Here is an 18592-nt window from a genome sequence, read left to right on the forward strand (position 1 = left end):
GGAACGACAAGACAGCTTCGCAAGGGGCCGGAAACCGGAATTTAAGCCTTATTGGTTCGGCACTTCCCGGATGATCGGGCCGCGCGGAGCGGGCGCGGCGGGGGCTGCGGGTGCCGCAGTCGGGGCCTGCTCGGCTTTCGCCGGTTTGGGCGGCTTGCCGTACTGGCCGATCGGCCCGAAGACGACGGCGACCGCAAGCACGATCGCGGCAACGATCGCGCCCAAAATGCCCCCCACCGACTCAGACGCCATGGAAACCCATCCCTGTTCCAGATGCGCGCTGTGATACCACGGATGCGCGCGGAGCCGGAAGGGCCACGGCCCTACTTCGCCGGTGGCCTGTGCTTGACGAAGGCCGTCACGATGTCCTTCTGCGCGGATTCCACCGCCCTGTTCGCGGTCGCGAGATGGGCGCCGGCATCGATCTCAGGATATTGCGTGGTGAGATAGTCGAGCAGCGCCACCCGGTAATATTGCCGCTCCGACCGACAGGCGCCCGCGACCGAGCGGCTAAAATCCTGTTCCGTCATTCCCTGATTGCTGTCGCGCGAATATTCCCGCGCCAGGCAATGCCAGTAATCGTCACGGCCCTGCTGGGCGAGCTTCTGCGCGCCCTTGGCGCCGTCGTCATCCGCCATGACCGAGGACATCATGGCGGCAGATGTCATCATGCCGAGCGCCGCTCCCAGCATCAGCATCCGCATCTTGTTCTCCTTTTTCGCAGATCGCACTGCCGAGCTTAGACCGGAGGCGAGAACTGGCCAATCACATCTCGTTTGACTAGGATGCAGTCTTCCCTCCCCGTCGATGCGAGATCTTCCGTGGCCAAAGCAAAAACCGCGTCCAAAAAATCCGGCAACATCTTCATCGGAATCGGCGGCTGGACCTTCGAGCCCTGGCGCGGCGTGTTCTATCCGGAGAAGCTGGCGCAGGCGAAGGAGCTGTCTTATGCGGCCTCGAAGCTGACCTCGATCGAGATCAACGGCACCTATTATGGCTCGCAGAAGCCGGAGAGCTTTCGCAAATGGGCGAGCGAGGTGCCCGAGGGTTTCGTGTTCTCGGTGAAGGGACCGCGCTTTGCCACCAATCGCCGCGTGCTGGCGGAAGCAGGCGATTCCATCAAGCGCTTCTATGATTCCGGCGTGCTGGAACTCGGCAACCATCTTGGGCCGGTGCTGTGGCAGTTCGCGCCGACCAAGAAATTCGACGGCGCCGATTTCGGCAAGTTCCTGGAACTGCTGCCGCGCAAGCTCGAGGGGCGCGCACTGCGCCACGTCGTCGAGGTTCGCCACGACAGTTTCTGCACGCCGGATTTCGTGGCGCTGATCCGCGAATTCGAGACGCCCGTGGTGTTCGCCGAGCACGGCAAATATCCCGCCATCGCCGATGTTGCCGGCGATTTCGTCTATGCCCGGCTTCAGAAGGGCAATGACGAGATCAAGACCTGCTATCCGCCAAAGCAGCTCGATGCCTGGGCCGAGCGCTTTCAAGCCTGGGCTTCCGGCGGTGAACCGGACGACCTGCCCAAAGTGGACGAAGCCAGGCCGAAGAAGGCGCCGCGCGACGTGTTCGCCTATGTCATTCACGAGGGCAAGGTGCGCGCACCGGCCGGCGCCATGGAACTGATCGCGCGGGTGAGCTGAGCGAGCTATGGCCTTTGTCGCTTGTAGTTGAGAGCACCGAAGCCTCCACACGTCATGGCTGCTGCGCGGCACGAAGAACGTGGATGCCCGGGACAAACCCGGGCATGACGGCCTCCCCTGTCATAACTTGAGGTGATCCATGGCAAAGGCGAAAGAGCTGTTCACCATCGGTTATGAACAGACGCCGCCCAAGGCGGTGCTGGACGAGCTGGAAGAGGCCGGCGTCAAGCTCGTGGTCGACGTGCGCGCGGTGACGTCGTCGCGCCGGCCGGGCTTTTCCAAGAAGCAGCTTGCGGCGGGGCTCGACGAACGCGGCATCGCCTATGTCCACCTCGCCGCGCTCGGTACGCCCAGGGAAGGCCGCCTCGCCGCACGCAGCGGACAGTACGACGTGCTGGAGAAGATTTTTTCAAAGCACCTGAAGGCGCCCGAGGCCAGGGAAGCGATGGACGAGCTCTCGGCGCTGATGAAGAAGGCAGGCCCGGTGTGCCTGCTCTGCTATGAGCGCGACCATACCCATTGCCACCGCCAGATGATCGCGGAGATCATCGAGGAACGCGATGGGGTCGCGGTGACGAACTTGGTGGGACGGCAGGTGTAGTGACCTGTCATTCCGGGGCAGCGCGAAGCGCTGAGCCCGGAATCCATGCATCTACCAACCCTGCCGCTCGATGGATTCCGGGCTCGCGCTACGCGCCCCGGAATGACGGATTGATAGATCTAGCCCTCCCCCGCGAGCCTGAACGTTCCTTCCATCATCTGCACGCATTGTCCGCCGACATGGGCGGAGACGATCTTGCCGCCCTGCTTGCTCACGCGCGTCAGCAAGATGCTCGGCCGGCCCATGTCAAAACCCTGGCCGATGGTGAGCTTGAGCTCGCCGTCGCGCACGGGATCGAGATCGGCGAACAGCGCGGCGGCGGCGACCGTCGCGCTGCCGGTGGCGGGATCCTCGACGAGACCGCTGGCGCCGCGCATGAACATCCGCGCCTGGCGTTCGCAAGGCACCTCCGCCGCGGGCACGTCGCGCGTATAGAACCACACCGAGCGGGCCCCGTCGCGCGGCAAGACCTTGCCGTAGGCTGCCGCATCCGGCCGCGCGCGTTTCAGCGCCTCGCGCGAATGCAGCTCCATCACCAGAAACGCGTTCCCGACGGTGACGATCTCAGGCTCGTGAATGTCTGTCTTGATGTCGTCCGCGACGAGCGAGATGCAGCTCGCGGCTTCGGCAGCCGACAGTCGTGAGAGCCGCTCCAGCGGCTGCGGCGCGGTCAGCTCGGTCCTGGTCACCCGGCCCTGCTCTCTCACGATGTCGACGGGCACGAGCCCGGCCTTCTCCTCGAACAGCAGGCGCGGCTTCGGCTCCTTCGCCATCGAGGCGAGCACGAAGGCGGTGCCGACGTTGGGATGGCCCGCAAAGGCAATCTCCTGCACCGGCGTGAAGATGCGGACCTGCGCATCATTGGCCTTGTCGTGCGGCGGCAGCACGAAGGTGGTCTCGGAATAGTTGAATTCGGTGGCGATCGCCTGCATCTGCGCCGTCGTGAGCCCGCCGGCGTCGAGCACCACGGCGAGCTGGTTGCCGCCGAAGGCGCGATCGGTGAACACGTCAACGGTGATGTAGCGGCGCTGCATCGTCACTTCCCCATGCAAGTCGCGGCCGCAACCGGCCGCATCGCCGGCAGTCTACAAGCCCGCGATATCGCTCGTCATGCCCTAAAATTCGGAGCAATCGGAGCATTCGCAAGCGCGATCCCGCTTCGATCGAGCGGGAGTGACCTGTGAAGGCGCGCTACCCCAGCTGAAACACCGGCACCTTCTGCTCGTAGCCGCGCACCTCGACTTCGCCGAGCGCGACGGCATCGCTGCCGTCGGCTCCCAGCGCGTCGCGCACGGATGCGGAGATCAGGAGCTGCGAGCCGAAATCCTTGTTCAGAGCCTCAAGCCGCGAGGCGAAGTTCACGGTGTCGCCGATGACGGTGTATTCCTTCCGCCGGGGCGAGCCGATATTGCCGGCGACGACCTCGCCGAAATGGATGCCGATGCCGATCCGCAGCGGCCAGCTCGTCTCTGCGTTGATGCGGTCCATTGCCCGGAGCATCTCGCGACCGGCGGCGACCGCGCGGTGCGCGGCGTCGGATGCTTCCAGCGGCGCGCCGAACAGGGCGAGAAAGCCATCGCCCAGGAACTTGTTCACGATGCCGCCGTGGCGATCGAGGATATCCACCAGCACGGCGAAGGCGCCGTCGAGCCGGTCGACCACCTCCTGCGGCGTGCGCGACTGCGCGCCGGCCGTGAAGCCGCGGAAATCGACGAACATCACCGCGACGCGGCGGACGTCGCCGCTTGCGCGCGTTCCCGCCGTCATCAGCCGCTCCACCACCTGCGGCGAGACGTGCTGGCCGAACAGATTGGTGACCCGGTCGCGCGCGGTGGCGGCCGCGATGCTCGCGGCGAACTGCCGCCGCAGTTGCGCGCCGACGGCGCCAGCGAGCACGCCGCAGATCAGGATGATGGTGCTGCGGACCGCGTGAAAATAGAGCTGGGGTGCGCCGATGCTGCTCGAGGCGTCGTAGACCAGTGCGACCGCGAACAGCTCGGCAGCAGCGACGAAGCCGGTAAAGGTCGAGAGCCAGAAGTCGAGCCGCAGGGTCGAGAGGATGACGAAGATGAAATAGATCAGCGGCACGACGAAGCCGAGCGCCTGGGTTGCGCCCATGGTCCGGATTTGCAGGATCAGGATCACCGTCGGCACCGATGTCTCGATCAGCGCGCCGATATAGCGCCTGACCACGGGCAGGTCGCGATCGAGGCGGAGGTTCTTCCTGATCTGGGTGTGGACCCAGACCTCGAACAAAATGAACCCGACGAGCAGGCCGTAGACTTCGGCGAGCCCTTCGGTGCCGCGCCAGACCCGGTTCACCACGGCGGGGGCGATCAAATACATCGCGGTGAGGAACAGCGTCATGACGCAGCCGGTCGCGATCAGCGCCCGCACCCGGAGCAGCTCGGTGCGCAGCACCTCCCGCGTCAGCTCGCGCTCGAAGTCCTCCGACAAGACGGCATGCTGCCGCGCTTTCCTGCTCGCAAACTTGGCCATCATCCCCCCAAGGTCATTCCGGGGCGATGCGTCAGCATCGAACCCGGAATCTCGAGATTCCGGGCTCACGCTACGCGTGCCGCGGAATGACTCTCAATCGACACTTTGCCTCAATCCAGCGTACGGCGGAAGCGCGTCACGGCGATGGTCATGGCGAACAGCATCAAAGCCGCCAGCGCCAGCGTGTCGAAGTGCAAATTCTGCATGGTCGCCCCCTTCAGCATGATGGCGCGGACGATGCGCAGATAATGGGTCAGCGGCAGGCATTCGCCGACATATTGCGCCCAGGCCGGCATGCCAGCGAACGGAAACATGAAGCCGGACAGCAAGATGCTTGGCAGGAAGAACATCATGGACATCTGCATCGCCTGAAGCTGGTTCTGCACCAGTGTCGATATGGTGTAGCCGATCGACAGATTGGTGGTGATGAACAGGGTCGAGAGCAGCGCCAGCAGGACGAGGTTGCCGAGCACGGGCACGCCGAACAGGCCGACGCCGATGCTGATGATGAGGAAGGCCTGGACGAAGCCGACCAGCACGTAAGGGATGATCTTGCCGAGCATCACCTCGACCGGCTTGATCGGCATCGACAGCAGGCTCTCCATGGTGCCGCGCTCGACTTCGCGCGTGACCGACAGCGCGGTGAAGATCAGCATGGTCATAGTGAGGATGGTGCCGACGAGGCCTGGCACGATGTTGAGGCTGGAGGCCGCTGCCGGATTGTAACGCGCATGCGCGCGGATCTCGAACGGCATCTCCGGGGGATCGCCGATATAGAGATCGTGCTTGAGCGCGGTCTGCACGACCATGCCGAGCGAACCGATCGCCGCGCTCGCCGCGACCGGGTCCGTGGCGTCGGCGGCGACCAGCAGCGCCGGCTTGTCGCCGCGCCGCACCGCGCGCTCGAAGCCGCGCGGGATCTCGACACCGAACAGCACCTTGCCGGATTTCAGGAGATTGTCGAATTCTTCGACGTCGTGGACTTCGTAGAGGAAGCGGAAATAGGCGGTGTTCTCCAGAGCCTTCAGGATCGAGCGGGCAAGGTCGGAATCCTCCTGGAGCAGCACCGCGCTCGGGAGATGATGCGGCGTGGTATTGATGGCGTAACCGAACAGCATGAGCTGCATCACCGGCAGCATCACGATCATCGCGAACGAGACGCGGTCGCGCCCCAGCTGGATGAACTCCTTGATCAGCATTGCATAGGAGCGCCGCAGGAAACCGAAGCGCTCCCGGATGTCGTGCCGTGGCGCGGGATGTTCGACGGCGCTCATTGGAAATTGTCCTTGGAGCGCCCCATCAGCTCGATGAACACGTCTTCCAGCGAGGGCGACGATTTGTGCCAGTGCAGGCCGCTTCTTTCGCGCCACGGCCCGATGCTGGCTTCGAGCGCGGCGACGTCGCGCCCCGAAACGTGCAGCGAGGTGCCGAACGGTGCCACCATGTCGACCCCCGCCTTGCCGATGAGCTCGGCCGCAAGCGCGTTGAGGTCCTCGCCCGTCACGGTGTAGGTCGTCAGCGCGGATTTCGCGATCACCTCCTCCACCGTGCCGTGGGCCAGCAGATGGCCATAGGCGATGTAGGCGATCTCGTGGCAGCGCTCGGCCTCGTCCATGTAATGGGTCGAGACCAGCACGGTGAGGCCCTCGGCGGCGAGTGCATGGATCTCGTTCCAGAAATCGCGCCGCGCCTTGGGGTCTACGCCGGCGGTAGGCTCGTCGAGCAGCAACAATTGTGGATTGGGCAGCGTGCAGGCTCCGAGAGCCAACCGCTGTTTCCAGCCGCCGGAGAGCTCGCCCGCAAGCTGCCCCTCGCGCCCTGAGAGCCCGAGCCGCTTGACCATGTCGCGTGCGGCGCCGCGCGCGTCAGCCAGGCCGTAGAGCCGCGCGACGAATTCGAGGTTCTCGCGCACGGAGAGATCCTGGTACAGGCTGAAGCGCTGGGTCATGTAGCCGACCTGGCGCTTGATCTTCTCGGCATCGCGGCGGATATCGTAGCCGAGGCAGGTGCCCTCGCCGCTGTCGGGCGTGAGCAGCCCGCAGAGGATGCGGATGGTGGTGGTCTTGCCGGAGCCGTTCGGCCCGAGAAATCCGTAGATCGAGCCGCGCCTCACCTGCATCGACAGATCGTGCACGACCTCGCGGCCGCCGAACGATTTGCTCAGGCCCTTGACGTCGATCGCGATGCCGTTGCCGCCGTTCATCGCTTGTCCGCCACCGGAGTCTTGGGGTTGAGATAGACGTCGATCGGCTGGCCGACCCGTAGCGCGTCGGGGCGCGAGGGCCGCGCCTGGACCAGATAGACCAGCTTGCTGCGCTCATCGAGGCTGTAGATGACCGGCGGGGTGTATTCGGCCGAGGTCGCGATGAAATAGATCTTTGCGGTCAGATCGGCCGCGCAATTGTCGCAGGAGACGCGCACCGTATCGCCGATCGCAAGCTTCGGCAGCGCCGTCTCCGGCACGAAGAAGCGCAGCTTCATGTTGCCGGGCGGCATGATCGACAGGACCGGCCGCTGCGCCGCCACCATCTCCCCCTCGCGGAAATAAATCTGCTGGATGGTGCCGGCAACGGGCGCAAAGCCCTTGCGCCGCGCCATCCGCGTTTCCGACGTCGCCACCCGCGCTTCCGCGACACGCAACGCGGACACGGCGGAGTCGAGATTGGCCTGCGTGCCCGAGCCGGTCTTGCTCAGCGAGGCCGCGCGATCATAGGTCTGCTGCGCATTCGCCAGCGTCGCCTTGTTCTGGTTGAGATCGGCGCGCTGGAGATCGTCATCGACGGAATAGAGAGCATCGCCGACCTTGACCTCGTCGCCCTCGCGGACATTGAGCTTCGTCACCCGCCCCGCTTCGTCCGGACTGACGAAGATCATGTCGGCCTCGACCCAGCCCTGGAAGCCGGGATCGCGCTTCTCGTTGCAGCCGGCAAGCGAGGTCGCGAACACCAGAACCACGATCGAGCAAAGGCGCGGCAGATATTGCTGTCGATCCCTCACCCTGAGCAGCCGCGAAGCGGCGTCTCGAAGGGCGAGGAGCCGCAACCGGGCCTGCATCCTTCGAGACGCGCGTTCCGCGCTCCTCAGGATGTGGTGAGAAATGGTTCGCGACGACCTCATGTCGTCCTCCGTTCGCCAAAAATCAGATCGAGATGGACGCGCAGCATGTCCTGCGCGTCGAGCGGCGCATGCCGCGCAAACAGGCTCTGCCAGATCACCGCGATCATCGCCGGCGCGACCAGGATCTGCGGATAGTGTGCGAGGTCCTTCTGGCGAATCTCGCCGCGGGCGATGCCGAGCTCGATCAGACCGCGCATGGCGGCGATGCCGCGCGAGACGACCTCACGGTAGTAGAAGTCGGCGACGGCCGGAAAGCGCGGCCCCTCCGCCACAATCAGCCGCACCAGATCGCCGCGCTTGGTGCCGATGACCTCTTTGAGGAAGTTGCCGGCAAAGGCCTCGATGAGGTCGCGCACCGAGCCCGTCGGCGGCGGCAGCGCAGTCAGCCGCGCCACGACCGGCACGATCACGATGCGCACCAGCTCCTCGAACATCGATTCCTTGTCCTTGAAGTGCAGATAGATCGTGCCCTTGGCGACACCGGCACGCTTGGCGATGTCGTCGAGCCGCGTCGCGGCAAAGCCGCGGGCGATGAATTCCTCCATCGCCGCCTCGACGATGGCCGCGCGCCGCTCCAGCGCGCGCGCCGCGCGGTTCGACGCGGGCATCTCTCCGCGGGTCGCGGACGGATGGTCTCCACCCTCTGCAGACGGTTTGGCGAGCCTGGTCGATTTCTTTGGCATGGGTAATTTATGACTGACTAGTCAGTCATAGTCAAGTCCTACGATGCATTAGGACGGGACTGACGAATTAGTGTTGACTAATGAATTAGTGTATACTAATTTAACGTCATGACCGAAGCTGCCCCAAACCCCGTCACCGCCGTGATGCGCGCCCTCGCCGACCCGACGCGGCGGGCCGTGTTCGAGCGCGTGTTCGAGAGCAAGGAGATCAGCGTCGCCGAGCTGACGCGCGGCAGCGGCGTGACCCAGGGCGCGGTCTCGCAGCACCTGAAGTCGCTGAAGCAGGCGGGCCTCGTCGCCGAGCGCGCCGAGGGCCGCAACGTCTATTACCGCGCCGCGCCGGAGGGGCTCGAGCCCCTGGTCACCTGGATGGACCATTACGGTGTGTTCTGGCGCGAGCGCTTCCAGAACCTGCGTGACCTGTTGAAGGAGATCGATCCGTGAGTGCAGTTGCTTCCAAAGTCCAAACCCAAGACATCGTCCTCGACGAGGTCTTCCCTCACGCCGTCGCGACGATCTGGAAGGCGCTGACCAGCGCTCAGTTGATTGCGCGCTGGCTGATGCCGCCGACCGGTTTCGAGGCTGTCGAGGGCAACACCTTCACCTTCAAGACCAATCCGGCCGGCGCCTGGGACGGCACGATCCATTGCCGCGTTCTGGAGGTCGTGCCGAACCAGCGCTTTGCCTATGCCTGGAAGGGCGGCGACGAGAGCAATACCGGTTACGGCTCGGCGCTCGACACGGTCGTCACCTGGTCGCTCACACCGGTCGAAGCAGGCACGCGCGTGCGTGTGGTGCATTCGGGCTTCGTGACGCCGAAGAACGATACCGCTTATCGCAACATGAGCGATGGCTGGGTCAAGGTGCTGCAGCGGCTCGATGCCATCTCCGGCGAAGACAAGTAAGGACGCATCACCATGGACAAGCCCTATACCGGCGGCTGCGCCTGCGGCGCGATCCGCTATTCGATTCTGGGTGAGCCCCTGTTCAGCAATCATTGTCAGTGCCGGGACTGTCAGCGGGAAAGCGGCAGCGGCCATGGCTCGTACGCGACGTTCGCGCGGGCCGGCGTCACGGTCGCTGGCGAGGCCAGGCATTGGGACATGGTCGCCGACAGCGGCAAGGTGAAGACGCGGGGTTTCTGCACGCAATGCGGCGTGGCCGTGTATATGACCTTCGCGGCGCAGCCCGACGTCTTCACGATCCGCGCCGCAAGCCTCGACGAGCCGGCCCGCTACAAGCCGCAAGCAATCACTTTCGCGGCGCGCGCCCATGACTGGGATCAGATCGACCCCAGCCTGCTAAAGTTCGCAGGCATGCCGCCCGGATGAGGCGCTAGCCGAAATCCAGCACCATGCGGCCGTCGATCTTGCCGGCCTTCATCCGCTCGAAGACATCGTTGATTTGCGCAAGCGGCACCTTGGTTACCTCGGCCTTCACCTTGCCTTCCACAGCGAAGGCGACGGCTTCGTCGAGGTCGCGCCGCGTGCCGACGATCGAGCCGCGCACCGTGATGCGCTTGAGCACGACGTCGAAGATCGGCGTCGGGAATTCGCCCGGCGGCAGGCCGACGAGACTGACGGTGCCCTTCCGGCGCACCATCTTCAGCGCCTGGCCGAACGCGGCGGTCGAGACCGCCGTAACCAGCACGCCGTGAGCCCCGCCGCCGGTTGCCGTCAGCACCTTGTCCACCGCGCCATCCGCGAGCGCATTGACCGCGAGATCGGCGCCGGTTTCGCGCGCCAACGCGAGCTTGTCCTCGGCGATGTCGACGGCAGCGACCTTGAGCCCCATCGCCTTGGCGTACTGGATCGCGACATGACCAAGCCCGCCGACGCCTGAGATCACCACCCACTCGCCGGGCCTGGCCTCCGTCTCCTTCAAGCCCTTGTAAGTGGTGACGCCGGCGCACAGGATCGGCGCGATGGCAGCGAAATCGACCGTCGCCGGCAGCTTTGCGGCGAAAGCTGCCGAGGCGATGACATATTCGGCGAAGCCGCCGTTGACGCTGTAGCCGGTGTTGTGCTGGTGCTCGCACAGGGTCTCCCAGCCGGTCTCGCAATATTCGCAAGCCATGCAGGCATCATGCAGCCAGGCGACGCCCACGGCATCCCCCACCTTCAGATTCTTTACACCGGGCCCGAGCGCGGCGACGATGCCGGCCGCCTCGTGGCCGGGAATGAAGGGCGGAACCGGTTTCACGGGCCAGTCCCCGGAGGCCGCGTGCAGGTCGGTGTGGCAGACGCCGCAGGCCTTGACCTTGACCAGAACCTCGCCGGGACCGGGCTGCGGCACCGGCACGTCCTCGATCACCAATGGCTTGCCGAATTGCTTGACGATTGCGGCTTTCATGGTCGGCATCTGCTGCTCCTTTGCGCGTTGTGAAGCAGACTAGCGATGCCACACCCGCTCCCTTTGACGGGGGTCAAACAGCACAAAGTTTGCGCAAGGCCAGCCCCATCATGACACAACGATGACGCTGGGCGAAATGTCGACGTGTCAACTATGGAACTTGAGGCCGTCGAGGATCTTGTCGATCACCTTGCGCTCGGCGCGCATGGCGATGCCGACGAGATTGAGATCGTTGCGCGCCACTGCCCTCACCGCCTCGCGGTTGGCGGCATCATGCGTGGTGCTGAACATGTCCTCGGTATAGACCGCCGGCTTGACGTTGCGCGTGAGCGCACGGTCCAGCGCGCGCGACAACGCCGGACCGTCGGCGCCATAGATCAGGATCGGCTGACCGATCAGCGCATGATATTTCGTGCCTGAGGCGTCTTCGTAGGCTTCGCCGATGCATTCGGGAAAAGCGGCGGCGATGCCGCTGGTGAGGAAGGCGGCGACGTTGAGCTTCTGCCAGACCTGAAGATCGGTGCGGATCACGACTGCGATCTTGGTGTCGAACTGCATGCAATTCCTCGACTGTCATTCCGGGGCGCGCCACTTGGCGCGAGCTACGGTGCGCAATTGCGCACCTGAGAATCCATCGCGCTACTGAGCAAGTGGACGAATGGATTCCGGGTTCGATGCTACGCATCGCCCCGGAATGACAGCAAGAGAGGCGGATGGAATCAACCCTTGGCGTCGCAAGCCCAGGCGCGGATCACGCATTCCTTGCCGCCGTATTTGTAGCATTCGCGCGTGGCGGCGTTGAGCGAGGCCGATATCTTCGGCTTGACGGCATAGCCATAGGCGCCGCAGGGGTTGGCGAGATCGACCGACATGGCCGCGCAGGCGTGCTTCATCGTCACGGTGGTGCAATCGCCCTTGCACTGCTTCTGCGCGGCGGCGCGCGCTTCATGCTCGTGACCATAATCGAAGGCCTGGCCATACGCGCCGCATTTGCCGACCGCAAACGCACCGGCGGCACGGGCTTCACTGATATAGCGGGCGCCGGTGACGGCAACTGACAAGACAAAGCAAAACATCGCGCAACGGCGCGCGACGACGTTCGAAGCCATGGAAAATCCCCTCCCCCCAAGGCAGGTAGAGGCAAGTCTAAGCCCGGGTCGTTTCCACTTGGTGAACGGGTGGTTGAAAATGGGCAGCCAGGAGCGATCGCCGGCGCCGTGGGGCGTGCAAAGGTGCCGTAGGGTGGGCAAAGCGAAGCGTGCCCACGAATTGTAGTCGCAATCGAGAGATGGTGGGCACGGCGCAAGCGCCTTTGCCCACCCTACGGCACTACGGCAGCGTCATCCGCCCCTTGCCGCTTCCAGCGCCTGCGGCGTGTCGATGTCGAGGAAGGCGCTCTCGCCGTCAACGGGCACTTCGGCGACGGCCTCGGTATGCTTGGCGATCAGGTGGCGCGCGCCGACGTCGCCGTCGAGCGTCATCAGCTCCTTGAAGAAGCGGCGCGACCACAGCACGGGATTGCCGCGGCGGCCTTCGCTGACGGGCACGACGATGAGATTGCCGCGGTCGGGCGCAAAGCTGTCGATGAGACGGTCGATCAGGCCGGAATCGATCAGCGGCATGTCGCCGAGGCACACCACGGCGCCGCCGCAGGCCTCCGGCACGGCGGCGATGCCGGCCTTGACCGAGCTGGCGATACCGCCGGCGAAATCCGGATTGCGGACGAATTTCACCTTTAGGCCTTGCAGCGCCTGCTCGACCAGCTCGGCCTGATGCCCCGTGACGACGATCACCTCGGATGCTTTCGAGGCCAGCGCCTGCTCGGTCGCAAGGCGCACCAGCTTCTTGCCGTCGAGCTCGGCGAGCAGCTTGTTCGGTCCGCCCATCCGGGTCGAACGGCCCGCCGCGAGCACGATGGCCGCGACCTGGCTGTTGCCCTCGGTCTCGGGTTTTGCGCGCGGCTGCGGGCGCGTGACGATCTCCATCAACAGGCCGCCGACGCCCATGCCCATCAGCTCGGCGCGCGTCACCTCAATGCCGGCGAGGAGCCGCATCAACACCCAGTCGAACCCGTTCTCGACCGGCGAGCGCGCACAGCCCGGCGCGCCCAGCACCGGCACGCCGCCGGCGCGCGCAATCAGCAAGAGATTGCCGGGGTCGACCGGCATGCCGAAATGCTCGATCTCGCCGCCGATCGCGGTGACGGCCGCGGGGATCACGTCGCGGCGATCGGCGATCGCGGACGCCCCGAACACGATGACCAGCTCGGCCCCGAGGCCCAGCAATTCCTTGATCGCGGCCGACAGCTCGCCTTCATCGTGCTGGACACGCCGCTCGGCGATGATGCCGGCACCCGCGGGCGCGAGCCGCTCCGCGGTGACCCGCAGCGTCTTGTCGATCACCTTGGAGGACAGGCCCGGCAGCAGGGTCGAGACCACGCCGACACGCTGGATCACGTAAGGCGCGATCTTCAGCACGTCCTTGCCCGCCGCCTTCACCGCGGCATCGCGCAAGCTTCCCGCGACGCCGAACGGGATGATCTTGACGGTGCCGACCATCTCGCCCTCGACCACCGGCTTGTAGGCGGAGAGCGTCGCAAAGGTGATGGCCTCGTCGACATTGTTGATGCGATCGACCGCGGCGCGGTCGATCACCAGCACGCCCGGACGCGCGGCGAACAGGTTGGCGCGGCCGGTGAAGGCGCGCTCGACATGGATGCCCTCGCCGCCGACGGCGAGCGCGATGCTGGCGGCCGCGACGTCCTCGGAGACGTCGCCCGCCTCCATGCGCACCACGACGATGTCATTGATGCCGGCGCGCTCCAGCGCCTCGACCTCGGCGGGGCCGATCGTCGTGCCCTTCTTCAGCACCAGCGGCCCCTGGCGCAGGGTGTGAACGGTCACTCCGCCGATCGCATCCTGGGGACTGGCCGGGCCGAATTTCATGCCGCTTCTTCTTTTTCCCTGGGCGGCAGGCGGAGCACTGCCGTGATCTCCGCCATGATCGCGACCGCGATCTCCGACGGAGAGACCGCGCCGATTGCGAGCCCGATGGGCGCGTGGATCCGCGCGATGTCGCTTTCCTTCGCGCCCTGCGCCCGCAGCCGGTCGGCACGCTTGGCGTGCGTCTTCCGCGAGCCGAGCGCGCCGATATAGAAGCAGCCGCGCTCGAAGGCATGCAGCAATGCGGGATCGTCGATCTTGGGATCGTGCGTCACCGCGACGAAGGCGGTGTAGGCATCGACATTGAGCGGCGGCAGCGCGGTGTCCGGCCATTCGGCCACCAGCGGAATATCGGGGAAGCGCTCGGGGCTCGCAAAGGCGGTGCGCGGATCGACCACGGTGACGTCGTAACCGAGCGAGCGCGCCAGCGGCGCCAGCGCCTGGCTGATATGCACCGCGCCGACGATGACGAGCTTTGCGGTCGGCGCGTAGACGTTGAGGAACAGTTTCTTGCCGCCGGCCTCAACACTGGCGCTCTTGCCCATGCGAAGCTGCTTCTCCAGCTCGGAGCGCAGCGGATCCTTGGCAAAATCCTTCGCCTTCACCAGGCGCTGCTCGCCGCTCTCGGTGTCCGTCACCAGGATCGCCGGCCGGCGCGCGGCCCGCTCGGCATTGAGTTCGTGCAGGATCTCGAGCTTCACGGCTAGCCGACCTTCTCGACGAAGACGCGGATGGTTCCGCCGCAGGACAGCCCGACATTCCAGGCGGTCTCGTCGGCGACGCCAAACTCCAGCATCCTCGGTTTGCCACTCTGGATCACATCCATGGCCTCGGTGACCACGGCGCCCTCGACGCAGCCGCCGGAGACCGAGCCCAAGAACGTGCCCTCGTCGTTGATGACGAGGCTCGAGCCCGCCGGGCGCGGCGCCGAGCCCCAGGTCTCGACGACCGTCGCCAGGGCGACGCCACGGCCCGCCTTCTGCCAGTCCTCTGCCGCCTTCAGGATATCCTCGTCGCGATCGAGCATGGGTGGCCTCTCAAGCTGCGGAGCGGATCAGGCTGCGGTGTTGCGGCGGCAGCGGCCGGGAGAGCGTCGTGATCAGCTCCTGGATCGAACTCAAATTATGTACCGGGCGGAATTCGTCAACGTGCGGGAGCATCATTTTGATGCCCTGCGCCTTGGCCTCGAAGCCGCCGAACCGCAAGAGCGGGTTGAGCCAGATCAGCCGCCGGCAGGAACGGTGCAGCCGGTCCATCTCGAAGGCAAGCTTGGAATCGGCCTCCCGCTCCAGCCCGTCGGAGATCAACAGCACGATGGCGCCCTGGCTCAGCACGCGGCGCGCCCACAATTTGTTGAAGTTGTGCAGCGAGGCCGAGATCCGGGTGCCGCCGGCCCAGTCTTCGACCGAAGCCGAGCAGCTCGCCAGCGCCTCGTCGGGATCGCGCTGGCGCAGCGCACGGCTGACATTGGTGAGACGGGTGCCGAACAGGAACACCGAGACGCGCTTGCGGGCATCGGTGATGGCGTGGAGGAAATGGAGGAACAGGCGGGTGTACTCGCTCATCGAGCCGGAAATATCGAGCAGCGCCACGATCGGCGCCGGCTTCTCGATCCGTCCGAGGCGACGGATGTCGATGATGTCGCCGCCGGTGCGCAAGGATGCACGCAGCGTGCGGCGGAGGTCGAGGCGAAGCCCGCGCGGATTGGGCAGGTAGCGGCGCGTCAAGAGCTCGGCCTGCGGCAGGTGCATGCGATCGATGGCGCGCAGCGCCTCGGCAATTTCCGCCGCGCTCATTTGCGCAAAATCCTTCTTCTGAAGGATTTCCTTGTCCGAGACCGACAGGCGCAGATCCTGCTCCTGGTGCTGCTGCGTCTCCGTCATGCGCGGCTGCGACATCGCCTCCTGCACGCGGCGCGAGCCGGCCTTCGGCTTCTTCTTGGCCTCGTCCGGCAGCGGCACTGAATCCAGCATGTGCTTCCACTCCTCGGAGGCGCGGAAGAACAGGTTGAAGGCCTGGCTGAAGATCAGCGCGTGCTCATGGCGCTTGACGAAGATCGCCTCCAGCGTGGTGAAGACGTCGGCGCGGTTGCCGATCTCGATCACCTGCAGCGCGTTCATGGCATCGATGACGGCACCCGGCCCCACCGGCATGCCCGCCGCGCGCAGCGCGCGGGCGAAGCCGACGATATTGTCGGCGAATTGCTCGGTTTGCTCCGGGGCAAGGTGGTTGATGGCCATGGGTCCACACTCTCCGCCGTCATTCCGGGGCGCGCCCTCTTGGGCGCGAGCCCGGAATCCATTTACCCGCAATCCCTGCGGCCCGATGGATTCCGGGCTCGCGACTTCGTCGCGCCCCGGAATGACGAGCTCAATTCGACGCGGGGCTAGTTCTCGCTCGTCGCTTCCTTCAGCACCTTCTGCAAGGCGTCGCCCTGCATCCGGGTGATGTCGTCCTGATATTTGAGCAGCGCGCCCAGCGTATCGCCGACCACTTGCGGGGTCAGCGAGCGGGCGTCGAGCTCGGACAAAGCGGTGGCCCAGTCGATGGTCTCGGCAACGCCCGGCGACTTGTAGAAGTCCTGGTTGCGCAGCGCCTGCACGAAGCGCACGACCTGCTGCGACAGCTTTGCGGAGATGCCGGGCACGCGCGACTTGACGATCGCGAGCTCCCGCTCGGCGGCGGGATAATCCACCCAGTGATAGAGGCAGCGCCGCTTCAGCGCGTCGTGAATCTCGCGGGTACGGTTGGAGGTGATGATGACGATCGGCGGGTGTGGCGCCTTCACGGTGCCGAATTCCGGGATCGTCACCTGGAAGTCGCTGAGAATTTCGAGCAGGTAAGCCTCGAATGCCTCGTCGGCCCGGTCGAGCTCGTCGATCAGCAGCACAGGCGGGCCGGCGACGTCCGGCTCCAGCGCCTGGAGCAGCGGCCGCTTGATCATGTAGCGGTCGGCGAAGATGTCGCTCGAGAGCTGGTCGCGATCGGTGTCGCCGGCGGCTTCCGCCATCCGGATCGCGATCATCTGCGCCGCGCTGTTCCACTCGTAGACCGCCGAGGAGACGTCGAGGCCTTCATAGCATTGCAGGCGGATCAGCTTCCGCCCCAGCGCCGCCGCAAGCACCTTGGCTATTTCGGTCTTGCCGACGCCGGCTTCGCCTTCCAGGAACAGCGGCCGGCCCATGCGCAGCGAAAGGTACGTCACCGTCGCCAGCGATCGCTCGGCGAGATAGCCGCGCGAGGTCAGGAGTTCGAGCATCGCATCGACCGATGCCGGCATGGCACTGGAAGTATTGGCCACTGAAGTCATGAAACGCCAGTCTCGGTTGCGCCCTCACAGGGCAGGCATCGGGCCCGTCGGTGACCCGCTCATTCCTTGGCGTTGGCCGCATCGACGGCGCGCCGTGTCAGCACGCCGATGAGATGCGCGCGGTATTCGGCGCTGCCGTGGATGTCGCTGTTGAGGCCTTCCGCCGGCACGTTGATGCCATCGAGCACCTTGGACGAGAAGCGCTTCTTGAGGGCTTCCTCGAACGCCTCGACGCGGAACACGCCCTCGGAGCCGGCGCCGGTCACGGCGACCCGCACGTCCGACGGACGCCGCGCCACGAACACGCCGACCAGCGCATAACGCGAGGCCTGGTTGCGGAACTTGATGTAGGCCGCCTTCTTCGGCAGCGGGAACAGCACCTTGGTGATGATCTCGTCGGCTTCGAGCGCGGTCGTGAACAGGCCCTGGAAATATTCTTCGGCCTTGAGGCGGCGTTTGTTGGTGACGATGGTCGCGCCCAGCGCGAGCACCGCGGCCGGATAGTCCGCGGTCGGATCGTTGTTGGCGAGCGAGCCGCCGATCGTGCCCTTGTGGCGCACCGCCGGATCGCCGATCTGGCTGGCGAGATTGGCCAGCGCCGGGATCGCCTCACCGACGATCGCGGAGGCCGCGACCTCGGCGTGCTTGGCGGTGGCGCCGATCACCAGCGAGCGGCCCTTCATCTCGATCGTGTTGAGCCCCTCGATATGGGAGAGGTCGACCAGATGCGGGGGGCTCGCCAGGCGCTGCTTCATGACGGGAATCAGCGTGTGGCCGCCGGCGATCACCTTGGCGTCCTCGTTCTTCACCAGGAGGTTGGCGGCCTGCCGAACGGTCCCGGGGCGATGATATTTGAATTCGTACATCTGAATGTCCTGATCGCGGGATGCGCGTTACGCGAGGTCGGATTTCGCCATCGCCTTGGCGCCGGCGGAGATCGAGGCGACGATGTTCTGGTAGCCGGTGCAGCGGCAGAGATTGCCTTCCAGTTCTTCCCGGATCGTATGGTCGTCGAGCTCGTGGCCCTTGCGATGCACGATGTCGATCGCGGTCATGATCATGCCCGGCGTGCAGAAGCCGCACTGGAGGCCATGGTGCTCGCGGAAGGCTTCCTGCATCGGATGCAGCGGCGCGCCGTCGGCGGCCAGCCCCTCGATCGTCTTGACCTCGTGGCCGTCGGCCATCACCGCAAGCGTGGTGCAGGACTTCACGGCCTTGCCGTCGAGATGCACGACACAGGCGCCGCACTGCGAGGTGTCGCAGCCGACATGGGTGCCGGTCAGGCGCAGATTCTCGCGCAGGAACTGCACCAGCAGGGTGCGGGGATCGACGTTGGCCGTGACAGGATTGCCGTTCACGATGAGGGAGATTTTTGCCATAAGTACTCTCTATCAGCGCCCCGACGGGTCCCATCGAAGCGGTTCTTATAATTATTCCAACCCATC

Annotated in this window: 23 protein-coding genes; 5 read left to right on the forward strand and 18 right to left on the reverse strand. The window is 65.4% G+C overall.

What is annotated here, in order from left to right; genetic code table 11:
* Positions 1–48: 48 nt before the first annotated feature.
* Together AC066S_RS20550 and AC066S_RS20555 are read right to left on the reverse strand one after the other, a co-directional pair.
* Entirely contained in the window at positions 49–252 is a 204-nt protein-coding gene (locus tag AC066S_RS20550; protein ID WP_126260930.1) for a hypothetical protein, read from the reverse strand.
* Between the two features lie 71 nt (positions 253–323).
* The gene (locus AC066S_RS20555) at positions 324–704 is read right to left on the reverse strand and encodes a hypothetical protein (RefSeq protein WP_126260929.1); all 381 of its coding nucleotides are present in this window, start codon (positions 702–704) and stop codon (positions 324–326) included.
* A gap of 117 nt (positions 705–821) precedes the next feature.
* On the opposite strand from AC066S_RS20555, the gene AC066S_RS20560 reads away from it, so the two are divergent.
* The gene (locus AC066S_RS20560) at positions 822–1643 is read left to right on the forward strand and encodes a DUF72 domain-containing protein (protein WP_164718994.1); all 822 of its coding nucleotides are present in this window, start codon (positions 822–824) and stop codon (positions 1641–1643) included.
* Positions 1644–1782: 139 nt separating this feature from the next.
* Positions 1783–2244: a DUF488 domain-containing protein gene (locus AC066S_RS20565; protein ID WP_126260927.1), complete on the forward strand. Its 462-nt coding sequence runs from the start codon at positions 1783–1785 to the stop codon at positions 2242–2244.
* Positions 2245–2363: 119 nt separating this feature from the next.
* Here AC066S_RS20565 and AC066S_RS20570 read toward each other — a convergent pair whose 3' ends face one another.
* The 6 genes from AC066S_RS20570 to AC066S_RS20595 form a co-directional block, all read right to left on the reverse strand.
* Positions 2364–3278, reverse strand: a complete 915-nt coding sequence (locus AC066S_RS20570) for a PhzF family phenazine biosynthesis protein (protein WP_126260926.1) — start codon at positions 3276–3278, stop codon at positions 2364–2366.
* Between the two features lie 157 nt (positions 3279–3435).
* Complete coding sequence (locus AC066S_RS20575) at positions 3436–4743, reverse strand: adenylate/guanylate cyclase domain-containing protein (protein ID WP_126260925.1); 1308 nt, start codon at positions 4741–4743, stop codon at positions 3436–3438.
* 110 nt (positions 4744–4853) lie between these two features.
* Positions 4854–6017, reverse strand: coding sequence for an ABC transporter permease (locus AC066S_RS20580; RefSeq protein WP_126260924.1), 1164 nt, complete (start codon positions 6015–6017; stop codon positions 4854–4856).
* Positions 6014–6946, reverse strand: coding sequence for an ABC transporter ATP-binding protein (locus AC066S_RS20585; RefSeq protein WP_126260923.1), 933 nt, complete (start codon positions 6944–6946; stop codon positions 6014–6016). The genes AC066S_RS20580 and AC066S_RS20585 overlap by 4 nt, the downstream gene beginning before the upstream one ends.
* Positions 6943–7860 (reverse strand): HlyD family secretion protein, encoded by a 918-nt coding sequence (locus AC066S_RS20590; protein WP_245481503.1) that lies wholly within the window; start codon positions 7858–7860, stop codon positions 6943–6945. The genes AC066S_RS20585 and AC066S_RS20590 overlap by 4 nt, the downstream gene beginning before the upstream one ends.
* Positions 7857–8543, reverse strand: coding sequence for a TetR/AcrR family transcriptional regulator (locus AC066S_RS20595; RefSeq protein ID WP_478270469.1), 687 nt, complete (start codon positions 8541–8543; stop codon positions 7857–7859). The genes AC066S_RS20590 and AC066S_RS20595 overlap by 4 nt, the downstream gene beginning before the upstream one ends.
* A gap of 108 nt (positions 8544–8651) precedes the next feature.
* Here AC066S_RS20595 and AC066S_RS20600 point away from each other — a divergent pair, with 108 nt between their 5' ends.
* Genes AC066S_RS20600 through AC066S_RS20610 form a run of 3 tightly spaced genes read left to right on the forward strand, consistent with a single transcriptional unit; the run spans position 8652 to position 9874 of the window.
* Positions 8652–8987: an ArsR/SmtB family transcription factor gene (locus tag AC066S_RS20600; protein WP_126260921.1), complete on the forward strand. Its 336-nt coding sequence runs from the start codon at positions 8652–8654 to the stop codon at positions 8985–8987.
* Entirely contained in the window at positions 8984–9448 is a 465-nt protein-coding gene (locus AC066S_RS20605; RefSeq protein WP_126260920.1) for an SRPBCC family protein, read from the forward strand. The genes AC066S_RS20600 and AC066S_RS20605 overlap by 4 nt, the downstream gene beginning before the upstream one ends.
* A gap of 12 nt (positions 9449–9460) precedes the next feature.
* On the forward strand, positions 9461–9874 hold the full coding sequence (locus AC066S_RS20610; RefSeq protein ID WP_126260919.1) for a GFA family protein: 414 nt from the start codon (positions 9461–9463) through the stop codon (positions 9872–9874).
* Between the two features lie 4 nt (positions 9875–9878).
* Here the strand turns inward: AC066S_RS20610 and adhP are convergent, their stop codons facing one another.
* The 10 genes from adhP to AC066S_RS20660 all read right to left on the reverse strand — a co-directional run bounded on the left by adhP (position 9879) and on the right by AC066S_RS20660 (position 18526).
* Entirely contained in the window at positions 9879–10904 is a 1026-nt protein-coding gene (gene adhP / locus AC066S_RS20615; protein ID WP_135169205.1) for an alcohol dehydrogenase AdhP, read from the reverse strand.
* A gap of 138 nt (positions 10905–11042) precedes the next feature.
* Entirely contained in the window at positions 11043–11453 is a 411-nt protein-coding gene (locus tag AC066S_RS20620; protein ID WP_126260917.1) for a DUF2000 family protein, read from the reverse strand.
* Positions 11454–11614: 161 nt separating this feature from the next.
* Positions 11615–12004 carry a DUF4189 domain-containing protein gene (locus tag AC066S_RS20625; protein ID WP_126260916.1) on the reverse strand — a complete coding sequence of 130 codons (390 nt, stop codon included), beginning with the start codon at positions 12002–12004 and terminating at the stop codon, positions 11615–11617.
* Between the two features lie 231 nt (positions 12005–12235).
* Positions 12236–13840 carry an NTP transferase domain-containing protein gene (locus AC066S_RS20630; protein ID WP_478270470.1) on the reverse strand — a complete coding sequence of 535 codons (1605 nt, stop codon included), beginning with the start codon at positions 13838–13840 and terminating at the stop codon, positions 12236–12238.
* Positions 13837–14538 (reverse strand): XdhC family protein, encoded by a 702-nt coding sequence (locus AC066S_RS20635; protein WP_135169203.1) that lies wholly within the window; start codon positions 14536–14538, stop codon positions 13837–13839. The genes AC066S_RS20630 and AC066S_RS20635 overlap by 4 nt, the downstream gene beginning before the upstream one ends.
* 2 nt (positions 14539–14540) lie before the next feature.
* Positions 14541–14864 (reverse strand): XdhC family protein, encoded by a 324-nt coding sequence (locus AC066S_RS20640; RefSeq protein WP_007602422.1) that lies wholly within the window; start codon positions 14862–14864, stop codon positions 14541–14543.
* A 10-nt stretch (positions 14865–14874) separates the two neighbouring features.
* Positions 14875–16077, reverse strand: coding sequence for a vWA domain-containing protein (locus AC066S_RS20645; RefSeq protein ID WP_478270471.1), 1203 nt, complete (start codon positions 16075–16077; stop codon positions 14875–14877).
* Positions 16078–16223: 146 nt separating this feature from the next.
* A complete protein-coding gene (locus AC066S_RS20650; RefSeq protein WP_126260912.1) occupies positions 16224–17147 on the reverse strand; it encodes an AAA family ATPase in 924 nt (307 codons plus the stop codon).
* Positions 17148–17206: 59 nt separating this feature from the next.
* Positions 17207–18013 carry an FAD binding domain-containing protein gene (locus AC066S_RS20655; RefSeq protein WP_126260911.1) on the reverse strand — a complete coding sequence of 269 codons (807 nt, stop codon included), beginning with the start codon at positions 18011–18013 and terminating at the stop codon, positions 17207–17209.
* A 27-nt stretch (positions 18014–18040) separates the two neighbouring features.
* On the reverse strand, positions 18041–18526 hold the full coding sequence (locus AC066S_RS20660) for a (2Fe-2S)-binding protein (protein ID WP_014494194.1): 486 nt from the start codon (positions 18524–18526) through the stop codon (positions 18041–18043).
* Positions 18527–18592: the final 66 nt, after the last annotated feature.

Source organism: Bradyrhizobium sp. CFUWI (assembly GCF_056429085.1).

Excerpts from the sequence above, each read along its gene's own strand:
- AC066S_RS20550 (WP_126260930.1), bottom strand. The coding sequence starts at position 252 with ATGGCGTCTGAGTCGGTGGGGGGCATTTTGGGCGCGATCGTTGCCGCG.
- AC066S_RS20555 (WP_126260929.1), bottom strand. The coding sequence starts at position 704 with ATGCGGATGCTGATGCTGGGAGCGGCGCTCGGCATGATGACATCTGCC.
- AC066S_RS20565 (WP_126260927.1), top strand. The coding sequence starts at position 1,783 with ATGGCAAAGGCGAAAGAGCTGTTCACCATCGGTTATGAACAGACGCCG.
- AC066S_RS20570 (WP_126260926.1), bottom strand. The coding sequence starts at position 3,278 with ATGCAGCGCCGCTACATCACCGTTGACGTGTTCACCGATCGCGCCTTC.
- AC066S_RS20575 (WP_126260925.1), bottom strand. The coding sequence starts at position 4,743 with ATGGCCAAGTTTGCGAGCAGGAAAGCGCGGCAGCATGCCGTCTTGTCG.
- AC066S_RS20580 (WP_126260924.1), bottom strand. The coding sequence starts at position 6,017 with ATGAGCGCCGTCGAACATCCCGCGCCACGGCACGACATCCGGGAGCGC.
- AC066S_RS20585 (WP_126260923.1), bottom strand. The coding sequence starts at position 6,946 with ATGAACGGCGGCAACGGCATCGCGATCGACGTCAAGGGCCTGAGCAAA.
- AC066S_RS20590 (WP_245481503.1), bottom strand. The coding sequence starts at position 7,860 with ATGAGGTCGTCGCGAACCATTTCTCACCACATCCTGAGGAGCGCGGAA.
- AC066S_RS20595 (WP_478270469.1), bottom strand. The coding sequence starts at position 8,543 with ATGCCAAAGAAATCGACCAGGCTCGCCAAACCGTCTGCAGAGGGTGGA.
- AC066S_RS20600 (WP_126260921.1), top strand. The coding sequence starts at position 8,652 with ATGACCGAAGCTGCCCCAAACCCCGTCACCGCCGTGATGCGCGCCCTC.
- AC066S_RS20610 (WP_126260919.1), top strand. The coding sequence starts at position 9,461 with ATGGACAAGCCCTATACCGGCGGCTGCGCCTGCGGCGCGATCCGCTAT.
- adhP (WP_135169205.1), bottom strand. The coding sequence starts at position 10,904 with ATGCCGACCATGAAAGCCGCAATCGTCAAGCAATTCGGCAAGCCATTG.
- AC066S_RS20620 (WP_126260917.1), bottom strand. The coding sequence starts at position 11,453 with ATGCAGTTCGACACCAAGATCGCAGTCGTGATCCGCACCGATCTTCAG.
- AC066S_RS20625 (WP_126260916.1), bottom strand. The coding sequence starts at position 12,004 with ATGGCTTCGAACGTCGTCGCGCGCCGTTGCGCGATGTTTTGCTTTGTC.
- AC066S_RS20630 (WP_478270470.1), bottom strand. The coding sequence starts at position 13,840 with ATGAAATTCGGCCCGGCCAGTCCCCAGGATGCGATCGGCGGAGTGACC.
- AC066S_RS20640 (WP_007602422.1), bottom strand. The coding sequence starts at position 14,864 with ATGCTCGATCGCGACGAGGATATCCTGAAGGCGGCAGAGGACTGGCAG.
- AC066S_RS20645 (WP_478270471.1), bottom strand. The coding sequence starts at position 16,077 with ATGGCCATCAACCACCTTGCCCCGGAGCAAACCGAGCAATTCGCCGAC.
- AC066S_RS20650 (WP_126260912.1), bottom strand. The coding sequence starts at position 17,147 with ATGACTTCAGTGGCCAATACTTCCAGTGCCATGCCGGCATCGGTCGAT.
- AC066S_RS20655 (WP_126260911.1), bottom strand. The coding sequence starts at position 18,013 with ATGTACGAATTCAAATATCATCGCCCCGGGACCGTTCGGCAGGCCGCC.
- AC066S_RS20660 (WP_014494194.1), bottom strand. The coding sequence starts at position 18,526 with ATGGCAAAAATCTCCCTCATCGTGAACGGCAATCCTGTCACGGCCAAC.